This window comes from Clostridium celatum (genome assembly GCF_021412605.1).
GTDB lineage: Bacteria > Bacillota > Clostridia > Clostridiales > Clostridiaceae > Clostridium > Clostridium celatum.
Window position 1 is genome coordinate 1 of sequence record NZ_JAJKGM010000058.1, and the last position, 12463, is coordinate 12463.

The following is a 12463-nucleotide window of genomic DNA, read 5'->3' on the forward strand; positions in this document are numbered from 1 at the left end:
ATGTGAATTATTAGCTAGAAGTGCAGCATAAAAAAGTTTGACTTTTTGTGTCCAAAATATTGACATAAGACCAAATAAATTATAAAAAATATAATAATAAATTATAAATAGGATAAATAAAAAAATTAAGCGATAACTATATTTTATTATTATGAAATTTTAAATTTGATAAATTAAAAATATTTTATTATTTTTATAGAAATATAGATTTATGAGAAAAAGAAAATAATTAGGAGAAGTTTTTAAGATTAATGAATAATGCTACAATTGCATATGTATAATGTACAATAAAGTAAAGAACATGCTAAATAAAATAGAAAAGTTTTATATACAAATTCCTAAAAGTTTATTATTACAATATTATTTAATTTTAGCAGAGGTAGAGATGAAGTTAAATTAAAAATTTCTTTATATAGTAAAATGGGTAGCGTTGCTACCCATTTTACTTAAAAGAGTTTATCTTCTGCATGAAATTGTTATCTAAAAGAAGAAAATTAACATCGACAGTTTGATGAATTATCAGATGATGATGTTGTTGTTGGATTGTTAGCACTTATACATGAACCAGTATGGCAATTTACTTTTAGACATTTACGAACAATTTGAACGTTGTCACTATAAATCTTTAACATATAGGTTGTATTTGGACATAAAGGACCTAATAAAAATTGTCCATTATTATCAGTAAAAGTATGGGTTAGTGGTATAGGGTAAGAACAATTATCAACAACTTGAAGTAATTTAACAACAGCATCTACTACGGGTTGGTTATTTTCATCAAGAACTGTACCAAATATACAACTCCTATTTTCCCTTGGTAACCTTGCAACTGCATCTATTTGTTGATTACTACCAGTTTTAAAAGTGCAATTTCCTATTCTTCCGCTCATAAACTTATCCTCCTAAGTGTAAATAATATACTATAGTATATTCGTTATATAAAAATGATGTGTTTTTATTTTGAAAAATTATTAGAATAATTACTAAAAGCTTTTAAGGCTTTGAAAATTAGAGAAAAAGTGGTCTATTTATATATTAAAGTTAAAAAGGCGTTATATAATTATAAAAAATATTAAATAAAAGTGATTATTGTAACAGATGTTACTGAATAAATTTAGAATTGAGTATATAATATGTATATATTTTTGTAAGTTTAGGAGGAATATTAATGAGCTGTGGATGTGGAAGTATGAATAAAAAAGATGGAAAGGCAGTAGTTGATTTAGTAAGAAGTAAAGGTAAAGCTGATTTTCCTTTAATGACACCACATGAAATAGAATGTAGTTGTGGAAAAACTTTTACTATGAAAATATTAGTAGATAAATGTCCTCATTGTGAAATGACTTATGGAGTAACACCATGTTCTTCAAGAGATAAAGAAAATATTGTTGCTGCAGGTATAAACTATTAATATAATAGATTATTATAATAATAAAACTATATAAATAAAAAAATAAGAGTTTGTAAAAAATTACTTAAACAAGTAATACAAAACTCTTATTTTTTTTGAGAAAGAAATAATTTTTAGTATTGTAAAATTTATTTAATAAATTAATTATTTTAATATCTCAAATGTATAGCCCTCATCTTTTAGTAATTTAATTATTCCAGGTAAAGCTTCTACTGTAGTATTTTTTGTCATACAGTCATGCATAAGAATAATAGCTGGATTTTTATAATTACCATCTTTATCTTTAAGATTTTTTGAAACATTATTAATTAAAACACTAGCAGGAATATTGTTACCTTTAGCATCGCCAGAATCAACATTCCAATCATAAACACTAATTCCTTGTTCATTTAACTTTTTTGTGATATTAGCAGTAAAATCTTTTCCTCTGGCATTTCTTACAAGAGTATTATGTGATCCACCAGGAAACCTAAAAATAGTACAACAAGATCCAGTTGTATCTTTAATAAATTCTTGTTGCTTATTAAAACTTTTAAAGAATGCATCTTCAGAAGTATAAATATGCTCAAATTCATGATCAGCAGTATGATTACCTATAGCATTTCCTTCTTCATAAGCTCTTTGAACAAACTTTATATGTGGTTCTATATATGGAGAAATTATAAAAAATGTTGCATGAACATCATTTTCTTTTAAAATGTTTAAAATTAATTCCGTATTTTTACTAGGTCCATCATCAAAAGTTAGATAAACAATTTTTTTATTATCATCGCTAAAAGCTTGGAAATTATAAGAGAAAGTCAATATTGTTGAAAATATAATAAGTTTAAATATACATAATAAAAATTTGTTAAATGAATATCCCAAAAAAACATCTCCTTAGATAAATCTTTTAAATAGTTTTTCATTTTAGGACAACATTTATGCAAGGCAAATAAATAAAATGTACAAAAACTTATTTATTTATGATATATGATAAGTTTAATAATGAACATTTATAAATTTGAAGAATATTATAAAATTATAAAGAATTCAAGGAGAGTACAAAGTATGAATCCATATGAACTTATCATGAGAGTAAATAGAAAAAATGAATGAAGATCCAGTTTTTGCAGAGAAGTTTAATAGATTATTAGGGGAATTAAATAGAACTCCTGGTTTACAACAAGAAATAATGAGAATAGCTCAAATACAAGATGAAAGAAAAAGACAAAAGGCATTAAGTAATTTACCAGATAGTATTAAAAAGTCAGTAGCAGAAATGTTTAAATTATTGGATAGTTAAGAATAGCAGTAAAGGAAGTTTAAATAAGAGTACTTATAAGTATTAAAAAAAGTACAATATAATATAGATTAAATATTTAAAATTTTAAAATATTTTATAGTCTTTACAGCGTAATTAAGGTGTAAGGACTTTTTTTATGTACAAGAAACTATAAGCTTTTCTGTATATTGAAATTAATATTTAGAGTTTACTTGATAAAATATTATGAAGTTTACTAAGTAAATTTCATTATAAGGAGATTTTTTGTTATTTACAATATAGAAATGGTAATAAAAATAATTGAAGTGAACGTACAATAATAATGAAGAAATTGAATAATAAGGAGAGTGGGGAGGGCTATATGGAAATTAATTTAGATACAATAAAATTTTCAGAGAAAAGTCAAATTAAAATATTGGATTTGATATGGTTTTTGATTATACCCATAATAAATATTAATTATATTTTAGCTAGTCATACTAGTGAAAAAGGATACGATTTAACCATTAAGTTAGATAACTATATAGAGTTTAATTCAATATTCGTAATACCATATATATATTGGTATATTTATATAGTTATCGGATTTATTTTTATATTAGTAAAATCAAGAAGAGAATATATAAAGACGTTTATATCCTTTTTTATTGGAATGAGTATATGTTATTTAATATATTACTTTTTTCCAACAGAAATAAATAGACCTGGAGTAGATAATAAAACTGTTTTTGATTGGATTGTTAATTTAATTTATCAAATAGACAAGCCGTTTAATTGCTTTCCATATCTACATGTTTTAACTACGTATTATATAATGAGGTATACTAAATATAAAGATTCTAAAAAGGTATTTTATTATACTCAAATTATAGGAGTATTGATAATATTATCTACGGTTTTTATAAAACAACATTTTGTTATAGATATATTTATATCTATAGTATTATGTGAAATTATAATGTTTTTTGTAAATAAAATAAAATTAAATATACTAGATAGAATGTTAAACTTTCCATATGAAATTAAAGAAAAAATAATTCTTAAATATAGAAGAAAAAACATTATAAATGATGAAGAAAGGATTACTAATAAATAAAATAAAAATAAAGGATTCTGAAACTTTCCACTCAGAATCCTTTATTTTTAAATAAATCCATAAACGTTTGTAAATTAAATTTATACTTAAGGAGGAGTATTTATGAGATTTATGGATTATATTATTAAAATTACTCTTTAGGTAAATATATGTAAGAATAAAGAAAAATATGAGTATATTATATAATAAACTTATAATTGGACAATTTAAAAGATTTTAGCGAAGAATTGAATAATGTAATTTTATATAATAAAATTAATATTATGAAAAGTTGATTTTAGAAAGAGGTAAAATATGAGTTTATTAAATACATATGAAAAGTTTAAAAAAGTAAATGATGATTTTATTAGTTTTATTGATAAATTAGTTATTAATAATTTTGAATCATTTACTGAAGAAGAAATTATAGAGAATCTTAAGAGTGCTTTAGGGAAGTTTGAAGCATTAAAATTTGAAAGTGATGAGATAACAGTAACTGATGAAGAAAATAATAATTTAAGAGATCTTAAATATTTAATAATGAATGGATTATTTTTAGTATCTGATTTAAATCATTTTTATAATTTAAAGGAATTGGAAAGATTTAAAATGAGAGCTGTAAATTATATAAATCACAATAGAAATAAGAAGTTTTAAATAACTTCTTATTTTTTTGTAAAAGCTAAAATATCAAAAAATATATGAATAGATTTTTAATTTATTAATGGTATAGAATTTATATGGTAAAGGGCTTATAATAAAAATAAGATATTAGGAGAGATATATTTTTAATTGAAATACTAAAAATATGACGAGATTGAGGGAAACATAATGAATAAAAATTTATATGAGAATTATATAAAAATATTAGAAGAAGAGTTAGTACCAGCTATGGGATGTACTGAGCCTATTGCAATTGCATATGCTGCAGCAAAGGTAAGAGAAACACTTGGAGAAAATCCAGAAAGAATTATTGCAAAATGTAGTGGAAATATAATTAAAAATGCCATGTGTGTAACTGTACCTAATACAGGAAGTTTAGTTGGAATTAAAGCAAGTGCTATTATTGGTGTTTTAGCAGGGGATGCAAGTAAGGAATTAGAAGTTATAAATGATGTTTCAGAATTACATATAAAAAAGGCACAACAATTAATAAATGAAGACTTTTGTGAGGTTCAAAGACTAAATTCAGAAGTGCAATTACATATAATAATGGAAGCATATTGTAGAGAAAACAGCGCAATTGTAGAAATAAAATATGCCCATAATAATATTGCTAAAGTGGTTAAAAATGGACAAATTATTTTTGAAAATCAAGAAGATGATAATAAGTATTTAGGAGTATTTGTTGATAGACGTATATTAAATGTAAAAGATATTTATGAGTTTGCAAATACTGTAAATATTGATGATGTAAAAGAGATATTAGATAGGCAAATAGAATATAATATTAAAATTGCAGAAGAAGGTCTTAAGGGAACTTATGGTGTTGGAATTGGAAAGATTATATTAGAAAATTATCCACATTCCATAGTTGCTAAGCTTAAAGGATATGCTGCAGCTGCATCTGAAGCAAGAATGAGTGGAAGTTCTCTTCCGGTTGTAACTAACTCAGGAAGTGGAAATCAAGGAATGACAAGTTCTATACCAGTCATAATATATGCTAGAGAAAAAAAATTACCACAAGAGAAATTATATAGAGGATTAGTATTCTCTAATCTTATAACAATTCATCAAAAAACAGGAATAGGAAGACTTTCAGCTTTTTGTGGAGCAGTTAGTGCAGGCTGTGCTAGTGGGGCTACAATAACTTATTTAGATGGAGGTACACTAGAACAAATAAATAAAACAATAACAAATACCTTAGCAAATATATCAGGCATAGTATGTGATGGTGCAAAAGCATCTTGCGGAGCTAAAATAGCGACAAGTGTAGATGCAGCTATGATGGGACATTACATTGCAATGGCTGATAAAGCTTATGATTCAAATACAGGAATATTAAAAAATAATATAGAATCAACAATAAATGCAGTAGGTAGACTTGGTAAAGATGGAATGAAAGAAACTGATAAAGAAATACTAGAAATAATGTTGGAAGCTTAATTTATTTTAAAAATATATAAATAAAAATGATGATATAGCTTATTAAAATCAAAAGATTTATATAAGAGTATATCATCATTTTTTTAGCTAATATTTACTAAATAACTTATAGATAACAGTATAAGTTATAAATTAAAGATTTAGGACTATTTTAAGAATGCTTTTTTAATGATTTTTTTGTATTAGGAAAGTATGAACCAATACCTAAACCTATAAATAAGCAAATTATAGGAGATAATGCTAGCCAAAACATATTATCAGTAAAGAAGAATATTACAGAACCAATGATTAAACCAACAATTAAACCTATCACAGTACCGTAAGATAATGAATTTGGTATTTCAACATTTTTCTTGTTTTTATTTTTATTTTGTCTACGTGTACTTCTATTACTCATGAGATGACCTCCTTTAATAAATTTAGAAATTACATAACTAAATTATAGTATAAAATATAATTAATGGAAATAATTTTATAAAAAGATAAATTATTCATAAAATAAAATTTTTAAATTTATTAATAAGATTCATAAATAGCTTTTGAAATTTGAGCTATTTTTTCTTCAGCATCTTGTAAATCATAAGTATATATTTCAAGTATATATGGTTCATCAGTTAATATTATTCCAACATCATGGATATTAGTATCAATAGTCCCAACTTTATGAGCAACTATGTTTGAGGGAATATATTTATCAAGTCTATCAGAAAAATCAGTTTGTGTTAAGGTATTTATTAGATGAGAAAAGCCTGATAAGTACCTATTGTTATAAATGTATTGTAAGATTTTTAGTTCTATATTAGGAGTAATTAAATTTTCACTAGTAATAAACTCTATATCAAGTAAATCATATAGTGCACTTCTTACAGCTGTATGCCCACCAAGATATCTACCAACCATATTAGTTGCTATATTATCAGAATAAATTATAGATAAATCCAATAATTCTTGAATTGTATATGTTCCAATATAATCTTGTAAATACAATACACCGGTACCTTCTTCGTAATCATCATATATATAACTTATCTCATCATCTAAATTAATTTCACCAATTGATGCTAAGTAATATGTCAATAAATTCAACCCAACTTTATATGTACTTGCAGCTGTAAAAATACTATCTGAATTTATGGAAATTTCTTCGTTAGATTTTAAATTGTAATAAATTAAACCTACATTATGGATATCAGTACTTAAAAATACTTCAATTCTATCTTTTAAGGAATATGAGTTATTAAAAAGAAAATTAAGTCGTTCATTATAAGATAAAGATGAATAATAGTTAATTTCATCTATAGATAAGGTCAAAGCTTGAGAAGCTTGTGTAAGTTCATATTGTTTTGAATCAGTAATAAACCTAGATGAAGATGTACTAGATACTATGCTTTCTGAAGATACTAATGTATCAGTAGAATTAATAATTAATTCAGAATTAGTTTTTATATGTTTATATATAAGTGTTAAAAGAAAATAGCAGACTAAAAAAGATATTAATAGTGTAAATAATGATAATTTTAACTTAAGTTTTTTATTTTTATGTAATGTATTTATATTCATTGGTAAGGCCTCCACAAAATTTAATATTACAAAGTAAATATTAATACGGGAAAGTGTACAAAGAATGAAGAATAATAAATAAAATACTGAATATTTCTTCAGAAAATTAATATGTAAACATAGATTAAATTCAGATAAGATTCATGGGAAATAAAGACAATTAAATCATCATATGTATGAACTTAAAATAATTAGGAGGATAAAAGATGAATTTTATTTTTAGAGCATTAAAAAGCTTAAAAGAAAGAGTTGGTAGAACTATAATTGTATTAGCAGTAATGCTAACTGTATGTATTGTGGTTCTAGCTGGATTTAGTATAAAATCTGCAACAGAAGAAGCTGCAATTTTAGCAAGACGAGAATTAGGAGCTACAGTAACATTAACTGTAGATCAACAAAAGATGATGGAAGCACAAAGAGAGCAATCATCAAGTCAAGGAAGTGGACAAGACGCAAAAAGAATGAAATTTACTCAGACGCCTGTACCACTTGGATATTTAGATGAGTTGGTTACATCGGAATATGTGGAAAGTTATTCTGCAACAACTAGCAGTAATGCGAATATAGAAAATATCACAGCAGTTGGAAATGAAGAAACAGAAGAAGTTATAGAACAAAGTGCAAGTAGTGCTGAAAAACCATCAATGGGAGATAAAATGCCAGGGATGGGTATTACTACAGGAGACTTTACTTTGATTGGAACAAATGATTTTAATACTTCATCAGCTACATTAAGTGGAGAAAATACATTAGTTACTGGTAGAGAAATAACAGATGAAGATTTAAATAGTAATGTAATCATGATTGAAGAAACTTTTGCTACTGAAAACAATTTAGAGGTTGGAAGTACTGTAGTATTAGTAAATCCACAAGATGAAACGTCAACAATAGAAGTTGAAATAGTAGGAATTTATAAATCTACAGCAGAAATAAGTGAAATGGCATATAGAATGACTAGTATGCTGCCTTATAACCAAATTTATGCACCATATACATTAGTTAATACATTTAAAGGTGAAGGATATGAAGATGCAGTTGATAGTATAGTATTTTACTTAAATGATCCAGCTAATGTTGAAGCTTTTATAGAAGAAGGAAATAATACATCTATTGATTTTAATACTTATAAATTAGATGCAAATAATCAAGCATATGAAACTATGATGGGACCAATAGAAAATGTTGCATCATTCTCAAATACAACATTAATATTAGTAACAGTTTTTGGAGCTGTAATATTGGCTCTTATTATAATGCTATCAATAAAAGATAGAACTCATGAAATAGGAATACTAATGGCCCTTGGAGAAAAGAGAAGTAAAATAGTATATCAATTATTAGCTGAAATTGTAATAGTATTAGTAGTTGCAATTGGTGTTTCAGGAGTTTGTGGAAATACGATAAGTAATGTTATTGGAAGCAAGTTAATACAAAATGAAATAACTAGTGTAGAGGATAATATGCAAAGTCAAGAAATGGCAAGGCCAAACAAGGGCTCAATGAATGTAGCATTAGGCATAGGTAGCGGATCAAGTGTAGAGCCTATAGATACTTTAGATATAAATATGAATGTAGGTGACTTTGGAAAAATGGCAGGACTTTCATTATTATTAGCAATGGTAGCTACATTAATGCCGTCTATATCAATAATGAGATTAAATCCAAAGACTATTTTAAGTAAACATAGCTAGGAGGATGAATAGTATGGAAGAAATATTAAAATTCGAAGGAGTATCATATTCATATGATAATAGTAAATTAATTTTAGATAATATAGATGTATCTTTTACTAAGGGAAAATTTTATACAATAATAGGGGCATCTGGTTCAGGAAAAACAACATTTTTATCTCTTGCATCAGGTCTAGATACTCAAAAAAGTGGAAATATTTTTTATAATAATAGCAATTTAAAAGAAATTGGATTAGAAAGGTATAGAAATAAATATGCATCTATAATTTTTCAAGGGTATAACCTATTAAATTATATGACAGCTATAGAAAATATTACATCAGCTATGTCTATAAAAGGAATAAAAGGAAAGGATAATAAAGAAGTTGCATTAAATATATTAAAAAGAGTTGGATTAACAGAAGATCAAGCAAAGCAAAAAGTACTTACTCTTAGTGGTGGACAACAACAAAGAGTAGCAATTGCAAGAGCTCTATGCTGTGAAAGTAATTTAATTATTGCAGATGAACCTACAGGAAATTTAGATGAAGAAACATCTGATGAAATTATAGAATTATTTAAGGATATAGTATACAAAGAAGGCAAAACAGTAATTATGGTAACACATAATAAAGATATTGCAATGCAATCAGATGAAATATATACAGTTAAAAATAAAAAATTACTTAAAGTTAAAAAATAATTTTATTATAAAACAATTAAAAATAACTCTGTCTTAGTATTTATAAGATAAATATACTAAGATAGAGTTATTTTATAACTGAAATTTTTATGAATTTAGTATTTAAGTTATGGTGCTATGGTAAAATAAATAATAATTATAAAATTTATTGGAGGAACATATGGGTTATAAAATATTGGTTGTTGAAGATGATAGTCAAATACAAGAATTAATAGTAGAGTTTTTATCTTCACAAGATTACATAGTTGATACTGCTAGTGATGGATTAGAAGGATATGAAAAATTTAAAGAAAATAGTTATGATTTAGCTATTTTAGATGTTATGATGCCAAAGCTTGATGGGCATAATTTATGTAAAATGATAAAGAAAGTAGATAAGAATATTGCAGTTATTTTTCTTACAGCATTAGGAGATGAAGAAAGTGAAGTTAAAGGATTTGAATTAGAAGCAGATGATTATATATCAAAGCCTTTTTCATTTAATATTTTAATTAAAAGAGTAGAAGCTGTACTTAGAAGAAAAAGTGAAAGTAAGGAAAATGGTGAGGTATTAGAATTTGAAGGGTTAAAATTAGAATTACAAACTTTTAAATCTTTTATAAATAATACGGAAATAGAGTTAACTTTAAAAGAATTTAATATATTAAAGTTGTTAATAACTAGTTACCCAATGGTAGTTTCGAGAGAAATGCTTATAGAAAAAATATGGGGGTATGACTATTTTGGAGATACAAGAGTTATAGATGCACATATGAAAAATATTAGAAAAAAAATTCAGTATGATTATATAAAAACTGTAAAAGGTGTAGGATATGTTCTTGAAAAATAAATGGAGAAATTTAAGTATAAAGAAAAAGATATTTATATGGAGCACATTAATACTATTGATATCTTTTTCTTTATTATACATATTTATGTATTTATTTATGCCTAAGGTTTATGAGGCATATAAAATTGGTAAAATTAAAGGTGGTATTGAAGCAGTAAAGATTACTTTTAATAATAATGAAAATGCAGAAATAAATGATGTTTTAGATGATTTTTCCTATAAAAATAATGTAGATGTAGTATTAGTTAAAAGAAGTGAATATAACTATATAAATAAAATAATATATTCATCTTTTAAAGATGGAATTAACAACCCTAAGAAAATTCCGTTTTTAGAAGATTTTACAGGAGTTATTCCTCAAATAGGATTTAATAACTATAGAGAACAATTATATAAGCAACAAAAGGGGCAACAAACAGATGAGTTATATAAATTAAGAAATAAAAAGGATGCTTTAACTTTAGATGAAGAAATATATGTAAAATCAATGAAAGATGTATATAATTTAATAGTACATGTTTCAGAAGATCCTATAAGTGAAGCAACTAAAAGTATGCAATTATTTTTCCCTTTTGCAGTAATAGGAATTGTAATAATAGCATTTGCTGTATCTACATTTTATGCATTATTAATAAGTAAACCATTGATTAAAATAAATACAGTTGCTAAAAAGATGGCAAACTTAGATTTTGATAATGTTATAGAAATAGAAGGTAAAGATGAGATAGGACAACTTTCAAGTAGTTTAAATTTAATGAATACAAATTTAAAGGAATCTTTTGAAGAGTTAGAAAAGATAAATTCTAAATTAACAGAAGAGATTGAAGTTGAGAGAGAACTAGAAAAAGAAAGAAGAGAGTTTATAGCTACTATTTCACATGAATTAAAATCACCTATTACTATTGTTAGTGGGCAATTAGAAGGAATGATGTATAACATAGGTAAATATAAAGATAGAGATAAATATTTACAAGAATCTTATGATGTTATACAAAAAATGAGAGAATTAGTTCAAGAAATTCTTCAATTAAGTGAACGTGAAAATGTTAATTTTAAATATAAATTTACAAAAGTAAATATAAGTAATTTAATAAAAAATACAGTAAATGAATTACAATTTTTTATTAAAGAAAAAGATTTAAGGGTAGAAGAGGATATTAAAGAAGATATATTTATAATTGCAGATGAAAAGTTAATTAAAAAAGTTATTACTAATATAATTAAAAATGCTATAAATTATTCACCAAGTAGAGAAAGGCTAATTATTAGATTAGAGGAACATAAATTATTGGTGGAGAATACTGGAGTAACAATTCCAAAAGATGAACTGAGTGAAATATTCAATGCTTTTTATAGAGTAGATAAATCTAGGAATAGAAAAACAGGAGGGACTGGGCTAGGACTTTATATAGTAAAAACTATTTTAGATAAGCATGAAAATATAAATTATTCAATTGAATCAAAAGAAAATTCAGTAATATTTAAAATAAAATTTTAGATTTATAATATATATTTTGTTTTAGGTAGAGTATTTTTCTAGCATAAGTTTAAAATGGTATAGAGTTAATATTATATAGATATAGTAATTAAACTTATAAAATATAGAAACCTTTATACTAGTTTTTATAAAAGTTATAAAGATATTGATATAAAAAAGTTTGTGATATTACATTCAATAATATCACAAACTTTTTTATATTATGATTATTTGTTAATTCTTTTGCTTTTTTATTTCTTTTTTGCAACGAAATACTACATGTTTAAGATCTGGTGTTAGTATAAAGTAGTGGACACATTAAATCGAACTAAGTAAAATAATATTTAGTTAAGAAAGGATGTGTCCAT

General features: G+C 24.6%; 13 protein-coding genes. 9 read left to right on the forward strand and 4 right to left on the reverse strand.

Going from position 1 to position 12463, the window contains the following annotated elements; translation table 11 throughout:
- Positions 1 to 494 precede the first annotated feature (494 nt).
- Entirely contained in the window at positions 495 to 890 is a 396-nt protein-coding gene (locus tag LPC13_RS15630) for a carboxypeptidase-like regulatory domain-containing protein (RefSeq protein WP_005215208.1), read from the reverse strand.
- A 278-nt stretch (positions 891 to 1168) separates the two neighbouring features.
- On the opposite strand from LPC13_RS15630, the gene LPC13_RS15635 reads away from it, so the two are divergent.
- Entirely contained in the window at positions 1169 to 1411 is a 243-nt protein-coding gene (locus tag LPC13_RS15635; RefSeq protein WP_005215210.1) for a hypothetical protein, read from the forward strand.
- A gap of 144 nt (positions 1412 to 1555) precedes the next feature.
- Here LPC13_RS15635 and LPC13_RS15640 read toward each other — a convergent pair whose 3' ends face one another.
- Positions 1556 to 2278 (reverse strand): polysaccharide deacetylase family protein, encoded by a 723-nt coding sequence (locus LPC13_RS15640; protein WP_051040726.1) that lies wholly within the window; start codon positions 2276 to 2278, stop codon positions 1556 to 1558.
- 223 nt (positions 2279 to 2501) lie between these two features.
- On the opposite strand from LPC13_RS15640, the gene LPC13_RS15645 reads away from it, so the two are divergent.
- The 4 genes from LPC13_RS15645 to LPC13_RS15660 all read left to right on the forward strand — a co-directional run bounded on the left by LPC13_RS15645 (position 2502) and on the right by LPC13_RS15660 (position 5856).
- On the forward strand, positions 2502 to 2696 hold the full coding sequence (locus LPC13_RS15645; RefSeq protein WP_234088999.1) for a hypothetical protein: 195 nt from the start codon (positions 2502 to 2504) through the stop codon (positions 2694 to 2696).
- A gap of 340 nt (positions 2697 to 3036) precedes the next feature.
- Positions 3037 to 3771, forward strand: coding sequence for a phosphatase PAP2 family protein (locus tag LPC13_RS15650; protein ID WP_234089000.1), 735 nt, complete (start codon positions 3037 to 3039; stop codon positions 3769 to 3771).
- A gap of 294 nt (positions 3772 to 4065) precedes the next feature.
- Positions 4066 to 4407, forward strand: coding sequence for a hypothetical protein (locus tag LPC13_RS15655; RefSeq protein WP_195245356.1), 342 nt, complete (start codon positions 4066 to 4068; stop codon positions 4405 to 4407).
- A 174-nt stretch (positions 4408 to 4581) separates the two neighbouring features.
- Complete coding sequence (locus tag LPC13_RS15660) at positions 4582 to 5856, forward strand: L-cysteine desulfidase family protein (protein ID WP_005215218.1); 1275 nt, start codon at positions 4582 to 4584, stop codon at positions 5854 to 5856.
- 151 nt (positions 5857 to 6007) lie between these two features.
- On the opposite strand, the gene LPC13_RS15665 is transcribed toward LPC13_RS15660, so the two are convergent.
- Both LPC13_RS15665 and LPC13_RS15670 read right to left on the reverse strand, forming a co-directional pair.
- Positions 6008 to 6253 (reverse strand): DUF2273 domain-containing protein, encoded by a 246-nt coding sequence (locus LPC13_RS15665; RefSeq protein WP_005215219.1) that lies wholly within the window; start codon positions 6251 to 6253, stop codon positions 6008 to 6010.
- 119 nt (positions 6254 to 6372) lie between these two features.
- On the reverse strand, positions 6373 to 7416 hold the full coding sequence (locus LPC13_RS15670) for a serine hydrolase (RefSeq protein ID WP_051040727.1): 1044 nt from the start codon (positions 7414 to 7416) through the stop codon (positions 6373 to 6375).
- 206 nt (positions 7417 to 7622) lie between these two features.
- Between LPC13_RS15670 and LPC13_RS15675 the strand changes: the two genes are divergently transcribed.
- The 4 genes from LPC13_RS15675 to LPC13_RS15690 all read left to right on the forward strand — a co-directional run bounded on the left by LPC13_RS15675 (position 7623) and on the right by LPC13_RS15690 (position 12116).
- The gene (locus LPC13_RS15675; protein WP_005215222.1) at positions 7623 to 9107 is read left to right on the forward strand and encodes an ABC transporter permease; all 1485 of its coding nucleotides are present in this window, start codon (positions 7623 to 7625) and stop codon (positions 9105 to 9107) included.
- 13 nt (positions 9108 to 9120) lie between these two features.
- A complete protein-coding gene (locus LPC13_RS15680) occupies positions 9121 to 9789 on the forward strand; it encodes an ABC transporter ATP-binding protein (RefSeq protein ID WP_040419966.1) in 669 nt (222 codons plus the stop codon).
- A gap of 160 nt (positions 9790 to 9949) precedes the next feature.
- Positions 9950 to 10618 carry a response regulator transcription factor gene (locus LPC13_RS15685; protein WP_005215225.1) on the forward strand — a complete coding sequence of 223 codons (669 nt, stop codon included), beginning with the start codon at positions 9950 to 9952 and terminating at the stop codon, positions 10616 to 10618.
- Positions 10619 to 10715: 97 nt separating this feature from the next.
- Positions 10716 to 12116 (forward strand): HAMP domain-containing sensor histidine kinase, encoded by a 1401-nt coding sequence (locus tag LPC13_RS15690; protein WP_234089001.1) that lies wholly within the window; start codon positions 10716 to 10718, stop codon positions 12114 to 12116.
- Positions 12117 to 12463: the final 347 nt, after the last annotated feature.

Bases quoted from the DNA above. Each gene is read 5' to 3' on its own strand.
- LPC13_RS15690 (WP_234089001.1), top strand. From the start codon at position 10,716: ATGCCTAAGGTTTATGAGGCATATAAAATTGGTAAAATTAAAGGTGGT.
- LPC13_RS15645 (WP_234088999.1), top strand. From the start codon at position 2,502: ATGAATGAAGATCCAGTTTTTGCAGAGAAGTTTAATAGATTATTAGGG.
- LPC13_RS15675 (WP_005215222.1), top strand. From the start codon at position 7,623: ATGAATTTTATTTTTAGAGCATTAAAAAGCTTAAAAGAAAGAGTTGGT.
- LPC13_RS15630 (WP_005215208.1), bottom strand. From the start codon at position 890: ATGAGCGGAAGAATAGGAAATTGCACTTTTAAAACTGGTAGTAATCAA.
- LPC13_RS15685 (WP_005215225.1), top strand. From the start codon at position 9,950: ATGGGTTATAAAATATTGGTTGTTGAAGATGATAGTCAAATACAAGAA.
- LPC13_RS15650 (WP_234089000.1), top strand. From the start codon at position 3,037: ATGGAAATTAATTTAGATACAATAAAATTTTCAGAGAAAAGTCAAATT.
- LPC13_RS15655 (WP_195245356.1), top strand. From the start codon at position 4,066: ATGAGTTTATTAAATACATATGAAAAGTTTAAAAAAGTAAATGATGAT.
- LPC13_RS15665 (WP_005215219.1), bottom strand. From the start codon at position 6,253: ATGAGTAATAGAAGTACACGTAGACAAAATAAAAATAAAAACAAGAAA.
- LPC13_RS15680 (WP_040419966.1), top strand. From the start codon at position 9,121: ATGGAAGAAATATTAAAATTCGAAGGAGTATCATATTCATATGATAAT.
- LPC13_RS15660 (WP_005215218.1), top strand. From the start codon at position 4,582: ATGAATAAAAATTTATATGAGAATTATATAAAAATATTAGAAGAAGAG.
- LPC13_RS15635 (WP_005215210.1), top strand. From the start codon at position 1,169: ATGAGCTGTGGATGTGGAAGTATGAATAAAAAAGATGGAAAGGCAGTA.
- LPC13_RS15670 (WP_051040727.1), bottom strand. From the start codon at position 7,416: ATGAATATAAATACATTACATAAAAATAAAAAACTTAAGTTAAAATTA.